The organism is Burkholderia dolosa, assembly GCF_902499135.1.
GTDB lineage: Bacteria > Pseudomonadota > Gammaproteobacteria > Burkholderiales > Burkholderiaceae > Burkholderia > Burkholderia dolosa.
This window is the reverse complement of record NZ_CABVPR010000014.1, coordinates 1-17,609: the sequence shown is the minus strand read 5'-3', so window position 1 is coordinate 17,609 and position 17,609 is coordinate 1. Positions and strand designations below refer to the sequence as shown.

At 65.5% G+C, this 17,609-nt stretch carries 24 protein-coding genes; 12 read left to right on the top strand and 12 right to left on the bottom strand.

The features are described from left to right. Window positions 1–143 precede the first annotated feature (143 nt). Both BUB20358_RS08860 and BUB20358_RS08855 read right to left on the bottom strand, forming a co-directional pair. Complete coding sequence (locus BUB20358_RS08860) at window positions 144–470, bottom strand: hypothetical protein (RefSeq protein WP_123806821.1); 327 nt, start codon at window positions 468–470, stop codon at window positions 144–146. After that, window positions 463–831, bottom strand: a complete 369-nt coding sequence (locus BUB20358_RS08855; protein WP_123806820.1) for a hypothetical protein — start codon at window positions 829–831, stop codon at window positions 463–465. Before BUB20358_RS08855 ends, BUB20358_RS08860 begins: the two co-directional genes overlap by 8 nt. A gap of 336 nt (window positions 832–1,167) precedes the next feature. On the opposite strand from BUB20358_RS08855, the gene BUB20358_RS28305 reads away from it, so the two are divergent. Together BUB20358_RS28305 and BUB20358_RS28300 are read left to right on the top strand one after the other, a co-directional pair. Then, window positions 1,168–1,518 (top strand): DNA-binding protein, encoded by a 351-nt coding sequence (locus BUB20358_RS28305; protein ID WP_223296930.1) that lies wholly within the window; start codon window positions 1,168–1,170, stop codon window positions 1,516–1,518. A 152-nt stretch (window positions 1,519–1,670) separates the two neighbouring features. Next, window positions 1,671–1,838: a hypothetical protein gene (locus BUB20358_RS28300; RefSeq protein ID WP_223296929.1), complete on the top strand. Its 168-nt coding sequence runs from the start codon at window positions 1,671–1,673 to the stop codon at window positions 1,836–1,838. Window positions 1,839–1,885: 47 nt separating this feature from the next. On the opposite strand, the gene BUB20358_RS28660 is transcribed toward BUB20358_RS28300, so the two are convergent. The 3 genes from BUB20358_RS28660 to BUB20358_RS28560 are packed head-to-tail and all read right to left on the bottom strand — an operon-like array spanning window position 1,886 to window position 2,636. Beyond that, the gene (locus tag BUB20358_RS28660; RefSeq protein WP_006763716.1) at window positions 1,886–2,374 is read right to left on the bottom strand and encodes a helix-turn-helix transcriptional regulator; all 489 of its coding nucleotides are present in this window, start codon (window positions 2,372–2,374) and stop codon (window positions 1,886–1,888) included. Further along, window positions 2,356–2,505 (bottom strand): hypothetical protein, encoded by a 150-nt coding sequence (locus BUB20358_RS08835; RefSeq protein ID WP_162487089.1) that lies wholly within the window; start codon window positions 2,503–2,505, stop codon window positions 2,356–2,358. The genes BUB20358_RS28660 and BUB20358_RS08835 overlap by 19 nt, the downstream gene beginning before the upstream one ends. Next, entirely contained in the window at window positions 2,502–2,636 is a 135-nt protein-coding gene (locus BUB20358_RS28560) for a hypothetical protein (protein ID WP_258230471.1), read from the bottom strand. Before BUB20358_RS28560 ends, BUB20358_RS08835 begins: the two co-directional genes overlap by 4 nt. A 258-nt stretch (window positions 2,637–2,894) precedes the next feature. Between BUB20358_RS28560 and BUB20358_RS08830 the strand changes: the two genes are divergently transcribed. The 3 genes from BUB20358_RS08830 (at window position 2,895) to BUB20358_RS08820 (ending at window position 5,333) form a co-directional block, all read left to right on the top strand. Beyond that, complete coding sequence (locus BUB20358_RS08830) at window positions 2,895–3,854, top strand: hypothetical protein (protein ID WP_123806819.1); 960 nt, start codon at window positions 2,895–2,897, stop codon at window positions 3,852–3,854. Between the two features lie 2 nt (window positions 3,855–3,856). Next, complete coding sequence (locus tag BUB20358_RS08825) at window positions 3,857–4,438, top strand: hypothetical protein (RefSeq protein ID WP_035971928.1); 582 nt, start codon at window positions 3,857–3,859, stop codon at window positions 4,436–4,438. A 661-nt stretch (window positions 4,439–5,099) separates the two neighbouring features. Continuing rightward, entirely contained in the window at window positions 5,100–5,333 is a 234-nt protein-coding gene (locus BUB20358_RS08820) for a hypothetical protein (RefSeq protein ID WP_123806818.1), read from the top strand. An 81-nt stretch (window positions 5,334–5,414) separates the two neighbouring features. On the opposite strand, the gene BUB20358_RS08815 is transcribed toward BUB20358_RS08820, so the two are convergent. After that, window positions 5,415–6,185 carry an SDR family NAD(P)-dependent oxidoreductase gene (locus BUB20358_RS08815; RefSeq protein WP_035971926.1) on the bottom strand — a complete coding sequence of 257 codons (771 nt, stop codon included), beginning with the start codon at window positions 6,183–6,185 and terminating at the stop codon, window positions 5,415–5,417. A gap of 143 nt (window positions 6,186–6,328) precedes the next feature. On the opposite strand from BUB20358_RS08815, the gene BUB20358_RS08810 reads away from it, so the two are divergent. Beyond that, entirely contained in the window at window positions 6,329–8,359 is a 2,031-nt protein-coding gene (locus tag BUB20358_RS08810; protein WP_006763715.1) for a protein-L-isoaspartate(D-aspartate) O-methyltransferase, read from the top strand. A 262-nt stretch (window positions 8,360–8,621) separates the two neighbouring features. Here BUB20358_RS08810 and BUB20358_RS08805 read toward each other — a convergent pair whose 3' ends face one another. Next, window positions 8,622–9,362, bottom strand: coding sequence for an SDR family NAD(P)-dependent oxidoreductase (locus BUB20358_RS08805; protein WP_006763713.1), 741 nt, complete (start codon window positions 9,360–9,362; stop codon window positions 8,622–8,624). A 119-nt stretch (window positions 9,363–9,481) separates the two neighbouring features. On the opposite strand from BUB20358_RS08805, the gene BUB20358_RS08800 reads away from it, so the two are divergent. Further along, window positions 9,482–10,096 (top strand): TetR/AcrR family transcriptional regulator, encoded by a 615-nt coding sequence (locus BUB20358_RS08800; RefSeq protein WP_006763712.1) that lies wholly within the window; start codon window positions 9,482–9,484, stop codon window positions 10,094–10,096. A gap of 39 nt (window positions 10,097–10,135) precedes the next feature. On the opposite strand, the gene eco is transcribed toward BUB20358_RS08800, so the two are convergent. Further along, a complete protein-coding gene (gene eco, locus BUB20358_RS08795) occupies window positions 10,136–10,633 on the bottom strand; it encodes a serine protease inhibitor ecotin (RefSeq protein WP_035971925.1) in 498 nt (165 codons plus the stop codon). Between the two features lie 143 nt (window positions 10,634–10,776). Here eco and BUB20358_RS08790 point away from each other — a divergent pair, with 143 nt between their 5' ends. After that, window positions 10,777–11,103, top strand: a complete 327-nt coding sequence (locus tag BUB20358_RS08790) for a hypothetical protein (RefSeq protein ID WP_006763710.1) — start codon at window positions 10,777–10,779, stop codon at window positions 11,101–11,103. Between the two features lie 161 nt (window positions 11,104–11,264). On the opposite strand, the gene BUB20358_RS08785 is transcribed toward BUB20358_RS08790, so the two are convergent. Then, a complete protein-coding gene (locus BUB20358_RS08785; RefSeq protein WP_035973303.1) occupies window positions 11,265–11,627 on the bottom strand; it encodes a hypothetical protein in 363 nt (120 codons plus the stop codon). A gap of 156 nt (window positions 11,628–11,783) precedes the next feature. On the opposite strand from BUB20358_RS08785, the gene BUB20358_RS08780 reads away from it, so the two are divergent. Continuing rightward, window positions 11,784–12,164, top strand: a complete 381-nt coding sequence (locus BUB20358_RS08780) for a DUF5594 family protein (RefSeq protein WP_035971924.1) — start codon at window positions 11,784–11,786, stop codon at window positions 12,162–12,164. A 194-nt stretch (window positions 12,165–12,358) separates the two neighbouring features. Continuing rightward, a complete protein-coding gene (locus BUB20358_RS08775) occupies window positions 12,359–13,726 on the top strand; it encodes an MFS transporter (protein ID WP_006763707.1) in 1,368 nt (455 codons plus the stop codon). Window positions 13,727–13,751: 25 nt separating this feature from the next. Here the strand turns inward: BUB20358_RS08775 and BUB20358_RS08770 are convergent, their stop codons facing one another. The 3 genes from BUB20358_RS08770 to BUB20358_RS08760 form a co-directional block, all read right to left on the bottom strand. After that, window positions 13,752–14,345: an AAA family ATPase gene (locus tag BUB20358_RS08770; RefSeq protein WP_006763706.1), complete on the bottom strand. Its 594-nt coding sequence runs from the start codon at window positions 14,343–14,345 to the stop codon at window positions 13,752–13,754. Next, window positions 14,338–15,759, bottom strand: a complete 1,422-nt coding sequence (gene otsA, locus BUB20358_RS08765) for an alpha,alpha-trehalose-phosphate synthase (UDP-forming) (protein WP_006763705.1) — start codon at window positions 15,757–15,759, stop codon at window positions 14,338–14,340. Before otsA ends, BUB20358_RS08770 begins: the two co-directional genes overlap by 8 nt. Before the next feature lie 150 nt (window positions 15,760–15,909). Continuing rightward, window positions 15,910–16,107, bottom strand: a complete 198-nt coding sequence (locus tag BUB20358_RS08760) for a hypothetical protein (RefSeq protein WP_035971922.1) — start codon at window positions 16,105–16,107, stop codon at window positions 15,910–15,912. 291 nt (window positions 16,108–16,398) lie between these two features. On the opposite strand from BUB20358_RS08760, the gene BUB20358_RS08755 reads away from it, so the two are divergent. Both BUB20358_RS08755 and BUB20358_RS08750 read left to right on the top strand, forming a co-directional pair. Next, on the top strand, window positions 16,399–16,950 hold the full coding sequence (locus tag BUB20358_RS08755; RefSeq protein WP_035971920.1) for a hypothetical protein: 552 nt from the start codon (window positions 16,399–16,401) through the stop codon (window positions 16,948–16,950). Next, window positions 16,947–17,441 carry a hypothetical protein gene (locus BUB20358_RS08750; RefSeq protein ID WP_045552422.1) on the top strand — a complete coding sequence of 165 codons (495 nt, stop codon included), beginning with the start codon at window positions 16,947–16,949 and terminating at the stop codon, window positions 17,439–17,441. Before BUB20358_RS08755 ends, BUB20358_RS08750 begins: the two co-directional genes overlap by 4 nt. Window positions 17,442–17,609 lie beyond the last annotated feature (168 nt).

Genomic DNA, 17,609 nt, shown 5'->3' with positions numbered 1-17,609 from the left:
ATATCTGCGGTCGATGCGAAACAACAAGGCCACCAGACACGGTTTCTTCATCGCTTTTCGACATTTTGGCACCCTCACGTGTTGACTACTTTGGGAAACGGCCAGCGCATTTATACGCGCGCAGCCAAACAAGATCTGGATTCCTACAGCTGCGGCGGCCGGGCCGAGTCCCGCGATTGCAGCCTCGTCACGTATGCCTCGTTCAACTGAGCGAGCCGCCGCACAACCGATGCGGTATCGGCCAAGATTTCGAGCATGATCGCGCGCTCGTCGTCCGACATTCTCGCGGCGCCCGGCGCCGCCATGCTGTCGCGGCGCAGCACCGCGGCGAGGACATCGAGTCGCGCGCTTTCACTCGCGAGCGTCACTTCGGGAGTCTGATCGTCATATCGCCGGCAAACCGAAGTGATGCCAGCCTCGTAGGCCGCCGAGAATTCGTCACACTCAGATCGAAGCGGACGCTCATTCATGATCGGCCTCCTGTTTCTGCTCGAGGCTTGCGACGCATCGCGCGTGGCCGTGCATCTGTTCGGCTGTTTCGCGCAGATACTGTCCAATCAACTCCGCCGCGTTCATCAGCCCGAGATGTGCCGACAAACCGAGCGGCTCGGCACCTGACATGGCCGGCTCGCAGAGGCTGTTGTGCACAAGACGGGAAATCGTTCGAATCGCGTCGGACGCACGTTGAATGTCGCCGATCAGATTCGACGGTACCGTGGCATGGTCGCCACCAACGTCGGAGGCGAAAAGATCGCACGTCAAAGCGCCGCGAAAAGAAGGAGCGTTGTAGTCGGGCTTGGGGGACGAAATTGCGGAATTGGTGGTCGGCATGATGCATCCTCTAGAGTGGGATACCTGCCATCCCGTCGCCAAACGGGGGTGGGCAGGCGAATGACAAGGTTGGCGAACCGGATCTAGAGGATTCCGGCAGACCCGAGGGTCTCCCTACCACCGCCCGCCCATAAAATGGACGCGTGCGCAGTATACAGACGAAAAAATACCGCCATATGGCGGTCGTCGTCCGCCTCTAGAAATCAGGTCGCCAAACCCGACCGCTGTTGTCTCAGCGGCGATTTCAGAATAGCCACGTGTCACGGAAGCGTCAAGCAGGAATTTGTAAACTTAGGCGGTCGTGGCAAGATGAAGGCTCGCATTCGGGAGAACGTCATGACCGACCCGATGGAAGAGCTGCGCGCCACCGCGACGCGGTTGAAGCGCGAAAGCGACGAATTGCTGCGAAAGATCGATGCGCTCCAGGCACATGCACCGAATGCCTCCGCACGCGCAGACCTGGGCGAAGGCGATATTGTGCGGATCGCCACCAGAGCAGTTGAACTGTTCGAACAACAGCACCCGCGACCGACGCACGTCACGCAGATGCAGGCTGCCGAGATGCTCGGCATCAGCCGCTGGACCGTGAGCAAGATGGTGAGGGCCGGCGCCCTGAAGCTGAACCGGTGCGGCCTGATCCCGATTGAATTGATTGACCGCGCCCGATCAGGACGGGAATGCAAGTAGCCGAATACACTCGCCGCCGTCGGCGGCACAACCCGGGGACCATCATGAAGAAAAAAGCACTGCTTTTAATCGCATGCCTTGCTGCCGGTCCGGCAGTTGCGCAGTCGTTCTACGGGCACCATCAATCGAACTCATCGTTCGGTGGATCGACCATGTACGGTTCAGACCAGACCGTAAGCGGCTACACACGCAGCGACGGGACATACGTGCAGCCTTATCACCGCACGGCGCCGGACGGAAACCCGTACAACAACTACTCGACGCAGGGCAACGTCAATCCGTACACGGGACAGCGCGGGTACAAGAACCCGGGCTACTGATCAGGCACGCCGCCGTGCGGCGTTCGAGCACGGCGGCACCTCGCATGTCACTCCTCGACGTGAGACTCGGCCCACGCGATCACATCCTTCGCGCGCCACAGCGGCCGGGCACGCTCGGTTGCGCTCTTGCCTGACGGAATGCGCAGCGGCCGCGGAAAGCCGGCCTGCGTGACGATCCATTGCCGCGTGTGCTGCTGACTGCGATGCAGGTATTCGGCCACCTCGGCCAAGTCCCACAGTGCGTGCGGAGTAAGGCGCGCGGCAATCTTTCGAGCGAGCTCGTCCAATTGTCCATGTTCGTCTTTCGTCGGTGCACTCGGAGGATTTTGAGCGATGCCCGCCTTCTCGGCCAGCCACGCGTCGACGTCCGACTCGAGCCACGCAGTGCGACCCGGGACGAGTTCGAACGGCTTCGGAAATGTGCCGGCTGCGATCATGCGATACAGCGTCGACTGGCCGAGGCCGACTTTTTCGGCCACGTCGTTCATGCGGAGCGCGCGCATAGCTCCCCTTTGCATCAGGTGATGTCCATCCATTGTGCGCGCTGCGCAACGTCCGTGCGCAGCGCGTGCGACGCGACGCCGCGCGGCACTAGGGCGGACATCCCGGCCGCGGCCCACAACAGCGAGCCCGCGAGGAGAGCGAGCGGATTCAGCGGCCGGATCACGACGGCAATGCGGCGAGCGGCACGACGAGCCAGCGCGCGGCGCGCGCGAGCCCGGTCGGGCCCGGTTGATAGAGACTGGCGTCGGTCCACTGCGCGGCGCTCGCGATGCTATTGGGCTTGTGCTTCTTCATCTTGGCGCCGGCCTTCGCAGGTGCCGAGGCAGGAGCCGAGCCTCGGCAAATGCGGCCGTAGCAAACATCGATGCAACGAGTGCAGCAGCGAGTTTCTTCACGTCATTCTCCAGCGAGTTATCGGCCGACCGGATTATTTCCGGCCGCCCCACTGTTTAGCGCAAGCGTGCGCAGATATTGTGCGGGTTTTGGCTATATTAGCCAACGCTGGGCGTTCTGGTACCATCGCCACAACGAACGAATAAAAACGGGGCTAGAGTGAAGAGATTCGAAAGAACGGTCAGCTTTTATGATCTCCGCATGTCGGCGTCGTCGCGGACCTTCGACGCACCAACGACAATTTCCACCGCACGAGCGTTGGAGTTGCTCGCATCGATCCCCGAGGAACATCGTATCAAGGGGTATCAGAATGATGAGCATATTTACTACATAAAGGATCTTCGCTTCGTAAACGGTAATTGTGAAATCTTGATCAACAAGTGTGATCGACAGTTGGCGGATCCACGATTCTCAGACCCTCGAAACTCGACATGGAGAACGGCCGCACGCGAGGACGGCGAAGGTCTTGATTTTTCTTGCCACCTTATCATTCGTCCATCCTTGGACCCATTGGAATCAGCGCTCGCAATTTTGGAAAATGCGACAGGCCTCTCGATTGCAAACGTCCAGCGATTCCTAACCGGGCTTTTACGTGATGTCGAAGCTTTCAACATCGACGCGTTCGAATTCCCACATCCAGATGGGTCTGTAGACGCCAAAGGACATCCTAAGAAGTACCGTGCTCGCTTCACCTTCACGTTCGACGGGCATCCGTCGGATGAACTGGTAGATTCATTGCGCGAAGGACGCATCAACGGTATCGAACTCATAACGTCGAGCAATAAGGAAGGACGCTTAGACGCTCACGGCTACGTGCGAGAAGTGCGTCAGACGCTCGCTATTTCACTCGGCGATCAAGTTGAACGTGGAAAACGCGTTGGTACACTGAAATCGTTCTTCCAGAAGAAGAGCTCCGCCTACGAAAAAGCGAGAATTAGCTTTGTCGATCCTGGCGGACTACCACGGACCGTGAAACTGAATACCGCAGACTTCACGATTGACGCAGAATCCATCTTCATTAAGCGCATTTCGATAGACGGATTTGTTGAGCCTCTCGAACAAGCCTACGAGACTATCAATCCAGCTATCATCGCTAAGATGCGTCTTCTGCTGGGTTGATCATGTTCTCCTTTCATCTCCTGCGCCCCTTCTCCTATTGGTCGATCAGGTTCGACAAGAAGTGGCAGCTCGACTGGGGTCTGCCCGCATTGCTCACTCTTATGTCGCTCGTGGCTGTCGTTGGTGCCTCATATCTCAAACCTGTCGTCGTTCTCGGAGACTCTGGGCTGCTCGCCAAGATACTCAGCTTCGTGCAGTCCTTGCCCGGCTTCTACATCGCAGCTCTCGCGGCAATCGCGACGTTCAATCGCGTCGATATCGATCGAATCATGCCCGCGCCGCCCCCACGCATGAACGTCAACATCCGGGGTCGCTCGATCGCTATTGAGCTCACACGCCGGCGATTCTTGTGCGTACTCCTGGCGTTCCTGACTGCCGAAAGCCTCGTCTTGATTGTGACGGCCATGTTCGGGTTGTCTGCTGCGCCATCGGTCAAGACCGCCTTCAGTGATGAGCACCAGAGAATCGTGCTGTACATATGCCTCGCCGTCTATATGCTGTTTTTCTGGCAGATGCTCTGTGTAACATTCTTGGGGCTGTTCTATCTCGGTGAGCGGATTCATCAGCCCGACGACTCAGCATGATTTGGAGGAATCGCATCGGTCGAATTCACGACTACGATTTTTTAGGGGTGTTTTTGGGGGTATAAATTCAAAAAACAACCACACAACACCCTGTCAGCATTGACGCATGAATTCTGTCGGGGGACCAAGAATTCCCACTTCCGCCTTTTCATACAAACCTCGTCGGTCAATTTGGCGTGATTCCGGCGTAACGCTCAATAACGCGCATCGCCGCAAGCTTACTAGTACAGAGCACAGCATCGCGCACGCCGCCAATGTGTGGGGCGTCGCCATCTGCCATCACCTATCCCCAGTCATCGGCCGCAAGTCAGCGAGCGTTTCTCGCCTCAGTTTCCGCGCAAGTCCCCCGCATCACCACTCCAGCATCCCACTGCGCGACATCGCGATAGCAGTCATTGAAGGCGCCATACGTCATACCCGCTCCCCCGCGACGTGCGCAACGGCAGCGCAATTCCGCGGAGTCCGCCCCAGCCGCGCCGACAATGACGCCCATATCGCCTGCCCTAGCTCCATTGCGAGCGTCGACTCACAGCGGCTCGCTAGCTGCATAGACCGATCGAAACGCCCTCCCGGGAACACCCGATGCTCGTCGTCACCACACCACGAGCCCCGGCCGCATCCAACACCGCCGCCCGCACCCACCACCAAAGGAGAGAATCCAATGCCCACCCCCGCCGACCAAGCCGACCCAGCCAACAAACAACCGTCCGAAAACGGCGACGAAGTAAGCACCGACCGCGACGGCAACGTCCGTCAAAAGGGTCACGGCAGCATGGACGAAACGATGATCCCGCAGAAGCCGGAGCCGGAAAAAGGCCCGTACGCGCCGCCGCCCGGCCATCTCGACGATCCGAAGGACGTCGAGCCGCGCAGCGGCGGCGACTTGTCCGCGTGACATCATCGCTCCCCGCGTCAGCCGCGCCCGCCACCCGGCCACAGGTTGCGGGCGCAACCTCACCACAACGTCAGCGCTTCCTCACGCGCCGCCCCACTGCATCGTCAGCCCGCCGTCGATCGTCCATGTCTGCCCGGTCACGTAATCGCCGTCGTCCGACGCGAGAAACAGCGCGACGCGCGCAATCTCCTCCGGCCTTCCGGGCCGATGCCACGGGATCACCGACATCGACTTGTCGCGCTCGTGCGGATCGTCGAGCCGCTCGCGCGTCATCGGCGTATCGATGAGCCCCGGCGCGATGTTGTTCACGTTGATCCGATCGTCGGCCACCTCGCGCGACAGGCTGCGCGCGAGCGAACCGAGGCCCGCCTTCGCCATTCCGTACGGTGCGCTGTCCGGCGTCGGCAGATGCTGCGCGACCGATGAAATATTGACGATGCGGCCGCCGCCGCCCGCCGCGCGACGCTGCCTGACGAACGCGCGGCAGCAGTAAAGCGGCCCAAGCAGATCGGTACGCAGCACCGTGTCGATCTGCGCGTCTTCGAGGTCGACCACCGACGCTGCGGGCGCACCCACGCCGGCATTGTTCACCAGCACCTCGAGCCCGCCGAGCGCGTTCGTTGCTTCCGCGAAGAACGCGGCGACGGACTGCGGGTCGCCGACGTCGCCCTGAATCGCGCACGCGCGCCGGCCGGCCGCCTCGATACGCCGAACGGTCGCCTGCGCACCGTCGCGATCGGTGTGATAGACGATCGCGACGTCCGCGCCTTCCTGCGCAAACAGCGTCGCGATCGCCTGACCGATTCCCGAATCCGCGCCCGTAACGAGCGCGCGAATGCCTTGCAGTTTCATCCTGTCCCTCCTGACGAGCCGTATCGCGGCGGCGATGCACCGCACGCATCGCACAAGCGGACGCATTCGCCGTTCCTTCCCGCGGCACGCGCGATGCTGCGCCGGCAGAAACACGACAACCGGACGGCAACCCACGACAAACCATGGATCCATTCGACGACGCACGACAGCAGATGGTGGACCGGCAGATCGCATCGCGCGGCGTGTGCGATACGCGCGTGCTCGATGCGATGCGCGCGGTGCCGCGTCACCTTTTCGTCCCCGCTGAACTCGCGGAATTCGCGTACAGCGACACGCCGCTGCCGCTGTCCGAAGGGCAGACGATCTCGCAGCCGGTAATCGTCGCGCAGATGCTCGAAGCAGCGCAGCTGTCGCCCGGCGACCGCGTGCTGGACGTCGGCACCGGCTCCGGCTACGCGGCGGCGGTCGCCGCACGCATCGTCGCTCACGTGGACAGCGTCGAGCGAAACGCGTCGCTTGCGGCTTCTGCGCGACAAACGCTCGACACGAACGGCTGTGGCAACGTCGACGTTCATCATGCGGACGGCACGCTCGGCTTGCCCGCGCACGCGCCGTTCGACGCGATCGTCGCGGCCGCAGGCGGCCCCGACGTGCCGCGCGCATGGCGCGAACAGCTGTCGATCGGCGGCCGGATCGTGATGCCGATCGGCACGCAGCGCGACCGGCAGCGGCTCGTGCGCATCACGCGCACGAGCGCCGAGCAGTTCGAACAGGAAGATCTCGGCGGCGTGCGTTTCGTGCCGCTGATCGGCGATCAGGGCTGGCCGGAGCCAGAGCAGGAATCGGAATCGAAACGGGAATCGGACGGTGCCGCCGCGCCGCCCGCATCCGAGCCGACGAATGGCGCCGGACTGTCTGCGCTGCCGCTCGCGAGCCTGATCGCGCGCACCGCGATTCTGCTGCCCGATCCGGACGATCCGCGCTTCGCCGACGCATTCGACCGCTTCGCCGCAAAGCGCGTCGTGCTGCTCGGCGAATGCACGCACGGCACGTCCGAGTTCTATCGAGCGCGTGCGGCAATCACACGACGTTTGATCGAACGGCACGGCTTCAACATCGTCGCCGTCGAGGCCGACTGGCCGGACGCGGCGATCGTTCACCGCTACGTGACGCTGCAGGAACGACGCGACGCAGGCGCGCCGTTTCAGCGCTTCCCGACGTGGATGTGGCGCAACGAAGAATTCGCGGCGTTCGTGCAATGGCTGCGCGCACACAACGGCCGCATGCCGGAAGCCGCGCGCTGTGGCTTCCACGGGCTCGACATGTACAGCCTGTCCGCGTCCATTGAAGCAGTGCTCGACTATCTGGACCACGCGGATCCGCATGCGGCCCGCGTCGCGCGCGAACGCTACGGATGCCTGACGCCGTGGCAGAAAGACCCGCTCGTCTACGGGCGCGCGGCGATGTCGGGCGGCTTCACGGATTGCGAGGAAGCGGTGATCGCGCAACTGCAGGATCTGCTGCGCGGACGAATCGCGCGCGCGGACGGCGACGATCCGCTGTTCGACGCGACGCAAAACGCGCGCCTCGTCGCGTCGGCCGAACGCTATTACCGGACGATGTATCGAAGCGCCGCACAAAGCTGGAACCTGCGCGACACGCACATGTTCGAGACGCTGGAGAACCTGCTCGCGGCGAAGGGCAGCGAGAGCCGCGCGGTGGTGTGGGCACACAACTCGCATATCGGCAACGCGAGCGCGACGGAGATGGGCAGCGTACGCGGCGAGCTGAACGTCGGCCAGCTCTGTCGCGAACGCTTCGGCGACGACGTCGCGCTGCTCGGCTTCGGCACGCATGCAGGCACGGTCGCGGCCGCGACGGACTGGGGCGGTCCGCTGGAAATCAAGCGCGTTCTGCCGTCACGCGGCGACAGCTACGAATGCACGTTTCACGAGTCGGGCCACCCGCGCTGCCTGGTGGATCTATCGGCCGACGGCAATGGCGAACTGGTCGAGCGTCTGCGCGAGCCGCAGCTCGAGCGCTTCATCGGCGTGATCTACCGGCCCGGGTCGGAGCGCCACAGCCACTATGCGGAAGCGACGCTCGCCGACCAGTTCGACGGCTACGTGTGGTTCGACCACACGCACGCGATCACGCCGCTTTCGACGACTGCGACCGAACGCTCGGTCGATCTGTATCCGTTCGGGCTGTGACGAAAGATCTGGAAACGGAATGTAGAAAAGCACCGGTTCCGTATGACGAGTGCGTCGCGCGTGCAGCGATGCGCGGTACGCGGGTCGGAACCGGATCGACATGGTTTCCGGCCCCATACGCGACATCGAACATCGAACGCAGCGGCGGTTGCGCTACGACACGCACCATGACGGACAGACCCGCGTAACCCGCGCGCGATGCGGACTACGTCCGGAGACGAGCGCGGTGGCGCTCGCCTCTCCTGCACGCGCCTATCGGCGATCACGCATTCGCGCCGCCGTCGATCGTCAGTCCGGTGCCGTTGATCGAGCGCCCTTCCGGCCCGACGACGAATGCGACGAGTGCGGCGACGTCGTCGGCCTTGCCGTAGCGCGGAATCGCCATCCGCGCGAGCTGCGCGGCGGCGTGTTCGCCGTCGGCCGGATTCATGTCGGTATCGGTCGAGCCGGGATGCACGATGTTGACCGTGATCCCGCGCGGGCCGAGATCGCGCGCAAGCCCTTGCGTCCAGCCGATCAATGCGGCCTTGCTCGCCGCGTAGAGGCTCATCCCCGCCTCCGGCACGCGCGTCGCAAGGCAACTGCCGGTGGAGACGATGCGTCCGCCGTCGCCGAGATGCCGCACGGCCGCCTGCGATGCGACGATGACCGCGCGCACGTTCACGTTGAGCGTTGCGTCGATGTCGTCGAGCGTCAGATCGTCGATCGTGCCGGCGCGAAAGATGCCCGCATTGTTCACGAGGATGTCGAGGCCGCCGAGCGTCTGCGCAGCGCGATCGACGGCGCCGCGCACCGCGGCGGGGTCGGCGCTGTCGGCCTGGATCGCCACGGCGCGCCGGCCCAGCGCCTCGATGTCGGCGACGACGGCCTGCGCACGCTCGGCGGATTTCTCATACGTGATCGCGACGTCCGCGCCATCGGCGGCCAGCCGTTTCGCAATCGCCGCGCCGATCCCGCGGCTACCGCCGGTGACGAGTGCCCGCTTGCCCTGAAGTCGATTCATGAAAGCTCCTTTCGATATTTATGTAACGGTCAACACAGAATGTGGCAAGTTGCGTGACGCTGTCAATTGAATTATTTTATCGATCGATACAGATATATTCCGACGAAGGAGCGCACGCGATGGCTGAGCGGGGTCGACCGAGAAGTTTCGACAAGGAAGCGGCGCTGGAGCGCGCGATGCAGGTGTTCTGGCGTCTCGGCTACGAGGGCGCGTCGATGGCCGATCTGACGTCGGCGATGGGGATCGCGTCGCCGAGCCTGTATGCGGCATTCGGCAGCAAGGAGGCGCTGTTCCGGCAGGCGCTCGAGCACTACAGCGCGACGGAGGGGCAGGAAATCTGGGGCGGCGTCGAGCGGGCCGACACCGCATACGCCGCCGTGCAGAGCTATCTGATGGAAACGGCGCGCGTGTTCACGCGCCGCTCGAAGCCGGCCGGCTGCCTGATCGTGCTGTCGGCGCTGCATCCTGCCGAGCGTTCCGATACGGTGCGGCAAACGCTGATCGCGATGCGCGAACAAACGGTCGACGCGTTACGGGCGCGCATCGAGCAAGGCATCGCGACCGGCGAGATTGCCGCGCATGCGAACGTCGACGCGATCGCGCGGTACTACGTAACGGTTCAGCAAGGCATGTCGATCCAGGCGCGCGATGGCGCGAGCCGGCGCGACCTGGAAGCGATCGCGCACGCGGCGCTTGCCGCGTGGCCGGCGCTGGTCGGCACGGGCAGCGCGTAGCGGCGGCAAGCGCCGCTGCGGTCGACCCGCGCGGAGACGTTACTGCTTCACTGCTTGCTGCACGTCCTTCGACGCATGCCACACGCGGTAACGCACGTCGAATCCATCCGGCACGTACACGACGAGCGGCAGACGACTGTTGTAGCGCAGCAGTTGGCCATCGCCGCGCACCTGCACGAAGCGCTGTTGCGGCACCTGGCCCGGGCAGGCCATCAGCGTGGACGCCGGCCCTTTCACGTCGGTCAGCCGATAGTACGTATAGCCCCAGCCCTTCACGTCGGCGGCGGTCAACTCGCCGCCGAACCAATGCTGGTTGCAGTCGGTCTGCAACGTCTTGCCGATCATCAGTTCGACGCGCGCATCGCCTTCGTTCTCGAGTGCGGGCAACGCAATCGCGACGCGCTGCTCGCCGGCCGCCGGTTGCGGAAACATCTTGATCGAATCGGCCGGAACGGCGGGGGCCGCGGCAGGTTCGGCCGCGCATGCGGCGGTCGTCACGAAGAAGGCGGCCAACGCGGCCCGGATCGCGAATTTCATCGATGTGCTCCTCGGAAACAAATGGGTTTCGGATGCTAACACTTTGCTCGCCGGACCTTACGCCGCTGTAATTTGGCGACACAATTCCGAACAGCCGGCCGCCCCCGTGCGCGGTACTTATAGGGCAACCCACGGAGAACATCATGTTGAAGCTCATTGCTGCGGCCGGCGTCGCGACGTTGCTGGCCGGCTGCGTCGTCGGCCCCGATGCCGGATACGGCTACGGACAAACCTACTATTCGGATCCCGGGTACGCGTACGGCCCGGCGTACGCGCCGGCGCCGGTCTACGGCACGATCAACATCTGGGGCGGCGGCGGTGGCCGCGACTGGGGACACCGCGACTACCACCGCTGGGATCGCGATCGCGGCGATCACCGCGGCTGGGGCCGCGGCGGCGGATGGCGCGGCGACTGGAACGGCGGCGGCGGCGGACGCGGTCACGGCGACGGCGGCCGCCACGGGCATTGATGCAATTGCAACCGTTTGTATCCGCGCGCGTCGGTCGTACGGAGCGCGTATCGCGCCAGTAGACGAAGGTCGGCCGAAAAGCAAAGGCCCTCGCATTCGCGAGGGCCTTTGTCGTCGCGCGTATCGACAGCCGGCGGCGGCCGGCGATCCGCGGCGCGCGCTTACCAGCCCGCCGGTTGCGCGTAGCCGCCCGATACCGGCGCGCCGCACACGTACGCACGCTGATAGCGGTCGTAGCAATAGTTCGGACCGTCGTCCTGATATTGCGCCTGCCGATACGTCGGATATGCCGGCGGCTGGTAGGCAGGCGCCTGATAGTAGGTCGGCGGCTGATAGGCGGGCGCCTGGTACGCGGGCGCTTGATAGGCGACGGGCGGGTTCATCGCGGACGTCACGATCGCCCCCAGCACGGCTCCGCCGATCAGCGCGCCGATCACCGCACCGTCGTTGCGGCCATGCGCGGACGCCGGTCCCGCGACCGCGAGCGAACCGGCCAACACACAGACTGCTGCAATTCTTTTCATGATGAACTCCCGCGCGAAGTGGTACGCGATGCACTGCATTGTGGCGGCCGGCCGCCGTAATAGATGCAGCAAGTGGTAACGCGCGATTACCGCGTGCTCGCACGCCGGCGCGCGGCAACGGCGTGCTACGATTTTCGGCATACAGGAGACGCCTTCATGCAGCCGGAAACCGCCCGCCGTTTCGATACGGAGTTCGCGCCGCGCATCGCGCGCGCGATCGCCGCGTTCTTCGCCGATCATGTCGAAACCGACGTCGTTCCGTACGGCGGTCACGGACATCCGACGTGCGTGCGGGTCCGCAGCGCGCCGCACGAACATGTGAGCGGCTTCGCGCACCCGCTGAACCTCGAGTTCACATGGGACACCGACGAGATCGAACGGCTGATGGAGCCCGACGGCCGCGCGCGCTTCGACCGTTATCTGGCCGCGCTGCCGAGAAAGCTCGCCGCGTGGCAGGACGCACGCGACATCGATCTGCCGTCGCGTACGCAGGCAGAGCCGATTGTGCGGCTCGGCGGGCTCGACTTCGAAGGGTGAACGAGCGGCTGCGCGGGCTGCGTCCGTGCCCCGCGCGCCCGACGTCACGCAACGCACGCCGGTGATACACTCGACCGGCCGCGAGCCGGCGCAGCCGCGCCGGCCGGACCGTCCATCGCCGCCTTCGTTCGTCCGCATGGTTGCGCACGCAACCGGCAGCCGGACACGCGGACAACCCTGCTTTCGCTCCCGTCATGAACGCCGATACCGGCCTGCCGCTTCCGCAACGCTACTGGGCGATCGTCTGCGTCGCCCTCGGCATCACGCTCGCCGTGCTCGACGGCGCAATCGCGAACGTCGCGCTGCCGACGATCGCGCGCGACCTGCACGCCTCCGACGCCGCGTCGATCTGGATCGTCAACGCGTACCAGCTCGCGGTCACGATCACGCTGCTGCCGCTCGCATCGCTCGGCGAGCGCGTCGGCTATCGCCGCATCTACATCGCCGGCCTCGCGCTGTTTACCGCCGCATCGCTCGGCTGCGCACTCGCCGGCTCGCTGCCGATGCTCGCGCTGATGCGTGTGATCCAGGGCTTCGGCGCGGCCGGCATCATGAGCGTGAATGCGGCGCTCGTACGGATGATCTACCCGTCGTCGATGCTCGGGCGCGGACTGTCGATCAACGCGATGGTCGTCGCGCTGTCGTCGGCGATCGGGCCGACGGTCGCGTCCGCGATCCTGTCGTTCGCTTCGTGGCCGTGGCTCTTTGCGGTCAACGTGCCGATCGGCATCGCCGCGGTGCTCGGCAGCATTCGCGCGCTGCCCGCGAATCCGCTGCACGACGCGCCGTACGATTTCGCGAGCGCGCTGATGAACGCATGCGTGTTCGGGCTGCTGATCACCGCCGTCGACGGGCTCGGCCACGGCGAAAGCCGCGCATACGTGGCGGCCGAGCTGTTCGTCGCGGTCGTCGTCGGCTATTTCTTCGTGAAGCGCCAGCTGACGCAGCCGGCGCCGCTGCTGCCGGTCGATCTGATGCGCATTCCGATGTTCGCGCTGTCGATCTGCACGTCGATCGCGTCGTTCACGTCGCAGATGCTCGCGTTCGTCGCGCTGCCGTTCTGGCTGCAGAACTCGCTCGGCTTCTCGCAGGTCGACACGGGCCTGTACATGACGCCGTGGCCGCTCGTGATCGTGTTCGCGGCGCCGCTCGCCGGCGTACTGTCGGACCGCTACTCGGCCGGCATCCTCGGCGGAATCGGGCTCGCGCTGTTCGCGGCCGGGCTGCTGTCGCTCGCGACGATCGGCGCGCATCCGGGCACGGTCGACATCGTATGGAGAATGGCGCTGTGCGGCGCGGGATTCGGGCTGTTCCAGTCGCCGAACAACCGCGCGATGCTGTCGTCCGCACCGCGCGAGCGCAGCGGCGGCGCGGGCGGGATGCTGAGTACCGCACGGCTCACCGGCCAGACGCTCGGCGCCGCGCTCGTCGCACTGATTTTCGGGCTGGCGCCCGATCGCGGGCCGACGATCGCGCTCTATGTCGCGACGGCGTTCGCCGCGGTGGCCGCGGTCGTCAGCATGCTGCGCATCGCGTCGCCGCGCCCGGACGCGGCAGCGTGACGCCGCCGCGCGACGTGCGCAAGCGTCATGCGGCGTCGAGCGCGTCCATCACGAAGCGCACGCGCGCCTTCACGCTCGCGCGCGGCAGCTCGATCAGCCGATAGCCGTACGCCGTGTAGCAGTCGACCATCGCGTCGTACGTGCGCACGGCTTCCGCGAAATCCTGCCGTCGCTCGGCATCCTGCGTATAGATGTCCGGCCACGGCGGCGCGATGAACACGCGCCGGTGATAACGAAAACGACGCGCGGCCGCTTCGACGTGAGCCGGCACCGCGAGGCCGGTGAGCCGCAGGTAGCCGATCACGTCCGGCACGCCGCGGTCGAAGAACACGGGCCCGCGTGCGTGCCGCGCGAGATGATACGAGCGCATCTCCCAGCTCAGCATCAGTTCGGCGAACGCGGCGCGGTCGCGCCACGGCAGCGCATGGCCGTCGATCGCCGCCTGATCGCGGATCACGCCGCGCCCGGCCTCTTGCGAGCGCGCGAAGCCGGCGCGCTCGAGCGCGTCGAGCAACGTGCTCTTGCCCGAGCCGGGGCCGCCCGTCACGACGAAGAAGCGGCCGGCCGCATCGTCGGTCGTGTCGTCCGCGGCGCCGGCGCCGTGCACGAGCTCAGACATGCGCGACGCGCCGACCCGCGCGCTGCGTGACCGAAGCCGCTGCCGCGACGCTGCGCAGATCCGCGATGAACGTGTCGCGCCACGCGGACAGATCGTTCTCGCGCAGCCGCGCGAGGTTCTGCTCGTGACGCGCCTGCCGTTCCGCGAGCGGCATCGACAGCGCGCGCTCGAGCGCGTCGGCCATCTGCGACAAGTCGTACGGATTGACGAGCAGCGCGCCGGTCAGCTCGGCCGCCGCGCCGGCGAACTCGGACAGCACCAGCACGCCCGGATCGGCCGGATCCTGCGACGCGACGTACTCCTTCGCGACGAGATTCATTCCGTCGCGCAGCGGCGTCACGTAGCCGACCTGCGACATCCGGAAAAACGCCATCAGCAGATTGCGCTCGTATTTGCGGTTCAGATACTGGATCGGCGTCCAGTCGAGCTGCGCGAAGCGTCCGTTGATGCGGCCGGCCTCGCCTTCGAGCGTTTCGCGGATGCGCTGATAGGTCTGCACGTCCGAGCGCGTCGGCGGCGCGATCTGCACGAACGATACGCGTCCCTGCCAGCCCGGCGCGTTCGCGAGCATCCGCTCGAACGACTGGAAGCGCTCGACGAGCCCCTTCGAATAGTCGAGGCGATCGACGCTCATCACGAGCTTGCGGCCGCCGAGCGCCTCGCGCAGCATCTTCACCGGCTTGCGCGCGCCGTACTGCACGGCCACCTGCGCGATCGCGTCCGGATGCACGCCGATCGGATACGCACCGACCTTCACGACGCGGCCGTGCGCGTGCAGCATCCCGTCGTCGCTCGCGGCGCCGATTCCGCGCCGCTCGATGTAGTCGGTAAACGCCTGCTTGTCGGCTTCGGTCTGGAAGCCCGCGACGTCGTATGCGCACATGAACTTCACGAGCTCCTCGTGCGGCGGCACGATGCGCAGCATGTCGGGCGACGGGAACGGGATATGCAGGAAGAAGCCGATCGGGTTCTTCACGCCGAGCTCACGCAGGCAGTGCGCGAACGGCAGCAGATGGTAGTCGTGCACCCAGATCAGATCGTCGGGGCGCAGCAGCGCGGCGAGCTGCTTCGCGAGCATCGCGTTGACGCGCAGATAGCCCGCGTACTCCTGGCGGTCGAAGCGCGCGAGATCGCCGCGGTAGTGAAACACCGGCCACAGCGTCGCGTTCGAGAAGCCGCGGTAGTACTGGTCGTAGTCGCGCCGCGTCAGTCCGACCGTCGCATATGTGACGTTGCCGTCGCGCTGGATCGCCGGCGCCGCGTCCGGCGTACCGACGATCTCGCCGTTCCAGCCGAACCACACGCCGCCCGTGTCCTTCAGCGCGTCCATCACGCCGACCGCCAGGCCGCCCGCGCTCGGGCGCGTATCCTCACCGGCGGCGACACGGTTCGATACCACGATCAATCTGCTCATACGGTGATCCCTCCTCGATTCGATTGAACGACGCGCAGCGCACGCCGCGCGGGCGCGAAATGCCCGCGGGCCGCCGCCCGGCGGCTCACACGTGAGAAATGCAACGAAATGCGGGATGAACGTCGACGGCTGCAGGTCGCGGCGACGCGGTCAAGCGTCCTGCTCCTGGCCGAGGTCGCGCTGATAGTCGAGCCCTTCCGGGCGTGCGCCGCCCTGGTTGTGATCGCCGTCGGACGGCGTCTCGCCGGGCGCGCCGGCAGGCGGTGCGGATGGCGCGTCGGTGTGCGGACGCGGTCGCTCGGCGCCCGTGTCGGGCGGCCGGGACGACAACCGTCTCGAACGGCGCATGGCTGGGTGTCTCATGGTCGGCGCGGCTCGTAGCCGTCGTTGAAACATTCCTTAACAAAAGAGTCTAGTCGCTTCGCCGCAGGCCAAGGTAACAATTACCTTCAAATTGTAACGATTCGACCCTTCCGCGTGCGGGTCGCCCACAATAACGCGGCGCGCGCACGCGCGATAAGCACACGCGGTCGCCGCGATTTGTCAAAGCTTTGCAATCGTTCCGCGACGATTGCGAAACAATGATGCGGCTCGGGCGCGCATGCGTCGCCGCCGACCCAGACAGGACTTGCACTCCGGATGAACATTCGTTTCGAACCGCCGCGCCGGGCCATGCCGGCGCGCATCGCGCTGGCCGCGCTCGCGACGGCCGCGCTGCTGTCAGGCTGCAACTCGTTGTACAGCGAAGGCGCGACGGCCGGCGCCGGTATCGCGGGCGCCGCGATCGCTTCCAAAGTCACGAACAACGCCGCCGTCGCGACCGGCATCGGCCTCGGCGCGGTCGCCGGCGCGCGCGCCGGCGTCCAGTACACGCAGCGCGTCGCGCATCGCTACACGCAGGAACAGATCGCGAAGGCGGCCGGCCCGCTCGACGTCGGCGGCGTCGCGCCGTGGTCGACGCACCACTCGTTCCCGATCGAGGACGACGAGCACGGACGTGTGACGGTGAGCCGGATGATCAGCGTCGGCCCGCTCGACTGCAAGGAGATCGTGTTCGCGGTCGACACGGCCGCGAAGCAGGACAAGCCCGCGCAGTCGGCGTTCTACGTCGCCACGATCTGCCGCGACGGCCCCGTGTGGAAATGGGCGTCCGCCGAACCGGCCACCGAGCGCTGGGGCGCACTGCAATGAGCGCCGCGACGCGTATCGCGGCAATCGGCGCGCTGTGCGCGGCGAGCGTGGTGCTATCGGGCTGCGGCTCCGTCGGCGCGGCGAGCGGCGCGCTTGCCGGCGCGGCGACGGGCCTCGTCACCGCGAATCCGGCAGTGGGCGTCGGTGTCGGGATCGCGGTGCAGGCCGCAACCGACGAAGCGGTCAACCGCACGATGAAGCAGCTTCACCAGAATCAGCAGGACGCGATCGCGAACGCTGCGGGCGGTCTGGCCGTCGGCGAAGTGAAGCCGTGGAAGGTGAAGAACACGATCCCGCTGGAAAACGGCGAAGGCGAAGTGCGCGTGACGCGCGCGTATTCGACGCCGCTCGCGCTGTGCAAGGAGTTCGCGTTTTCGGTGAAGGACGGCGACAAGGCCGACTGGTATTTCGCGAATGCGTGCCAGCAAGGCACGCAATGGAAATGGGCGTCGGCCGAGCCGGCCGTCGCTCGCTGGGGCAACCTGCAGTAACGACGTAACGCCGTCGCGCCGGGCCGCGCATGCGCGGCCGGCGCGACGGCGGTCAGGACTCGACGTCCTCGAGGCTGAAGATCTCGGTCTGGTCGTTGTACGAGAAGATCTCGCCGTAACGCCCCCAATCGATCACCGCATCGAGCGTTTCCTCGGCCGCACCGTCCG

Bases quoted from the DNA above. Each gene is read 5' to 3' on its own strand.
- BUB20358_RS08860 (WP_123806821.1), bottom strand. From the start codon at position 470: ATGAATGAGCGTCCGCTTCGATCTGAGTGTGACGAATTCTCGGCGGCC.
- BUB20358_RS08855 (WP_123806820.1), bottom strand. From the start codon at position 831: ATGCCGACCACCAATTCCGCAATTTCGTCCCCCAAGCCCGACTACAAC.
- BUB20358_RS28305 (WP_223296930.1), top strand. From the start codon at position 1,168: ATGACCGACCCGATGGAAGAGCTGCGCGCCACCGCGACGCGGTTGAAG.
- BUB20358_RS28300 (WP_223296929.1), top strand. From the start codon at position 1,671: ATGTACGGTTCAGACCAGACCGTAAGCGGCTACACACGCAGCGACGGG.
- BUB20358_RS28660 (WP_006763716.1), bottom strand. From the start codon at position 2,374: ATGGATGGACATCACCTGATGCAAAGGGGAGCTATGCGCGCGCTCCGC.
- BUB20358_RS28560 (WP_258230471.1), bottom strand. From the start codon at position 2,636: ATGAAGAAGCACAAGCCCAATAGCATCGCGAGCGCCGCGCAGTGGACC.
- BUB20358_RS08825 (WP_035971928.1), top strand. From the start codon at position 3,857: ATGTTCTCCTTTCATCTCCTGCGCCCCTTCTCCTATTGGTCGATCAGG.
- BUB20358_RS08820 (WP_123806818.1), top strand. From the start codon at position 5,100: ATGCCCACCCCCGCCGACCAAGCCGACCCAGCCAACAAACAACCGTCC.
- BUB20358_RS08815 (WP_035971926.1), bottom strand. From the start codon at position 6,185: ATGAAACTGCAAGGCATTCGCGCGCTCGTTACGGGCGCGGATTCGGGA.
- BUB20358_RS08810 (WP_006763715.1), top strand. From the start codon at position 6,329: ATGGATCCATTCGACGACGCACGACAGCAGATGGTGGACCGGCAGATC.
- BUB20358_RS08805 (WP_006763713.1), bottom strand. From the start codon at position 9,362: ATGAATCGACTTCAGGGCAAGCGGGCACTCGTCACCGGCGGTAGCCGC.
- BUB20358_RS08800 (WP_006763712.1), top strand. From the start codon at position 9,482: ATGGCTGAGCGGGGTCGACCGAGAAGTTTCGACAAGGAAGCGGCGCTG.
- eco (WP_035971925.1), bottom strand. From the start codon at position 10,633: ATGAAATTCGCGATCCGGGCCGCGTTGGCCGCCTTCTTCGTGACGACC.
- BUB20358_RS08790 (WP_006763710.1), top strand. From the start codon at position 10,777: ATGTTGAAGCTCATTGCTGCGGCCGGCGTCGCGACGTTGCTGGCCGGC.
- BUB20358_RS08785 (WP_035973303.1), bottom strand. From the start codon at position 11,627: ATGAAAAGAATTGCAGCAGTCTGTGTGTTGGCCGGTTCGCTCGCGGTC.
- BUB20358_RS08780 (WP_035971924.1), top strand. From the start codon at position 11,784: ATGCAGCCGGAAACCGCCCGCCGTTTCGATACGGAGTTCGCGCCGCGC.
- BUB20358_RS08775 (WP_006763707.1), top strand. From the start codon at position 12,359: ATGAACGCCGATACCGGCCTGCCGCTTCCGCAACGCTACTGGGCGATC.
- BUB20358_RS08770 (WP_006763706.1), bottom strand. From the start codon at position 14,345: ATGTCTGAGCTCGTGCACGGCGCCGGCGCCGCGGACGACACGACCGAC.
- otsA (WP_006763705.1), bottom strand. From the start codon at position 15,759: ATGAGCAGATTGATCGTGGTATCGAACCGTGTCGCCGCCGGTGAGGAT.
- BUB20358_RS08760 (WP_035971922.1), bottom strand. From the start codon at position 16,107: ATGCGCCGTTCGAGACGGTTGTCGTCCCGGCCGCCCGACACGGGCGCC.
- BUB20358_RS08755 (WP_035971920.1), top strand. From the start codon at position 16,399: ATGAACATTCGTTTCGAACCGCCGCGCCGGGCCATGCCGGCGCGCATC.
- BUB20358_RS08750 (WP_045552422.1), top strand. From the start codon at position 16,947: ATGAGCGCCGCGACGCGTATCGCGGCAATCGGCGCGCTGTGCGCGGCG.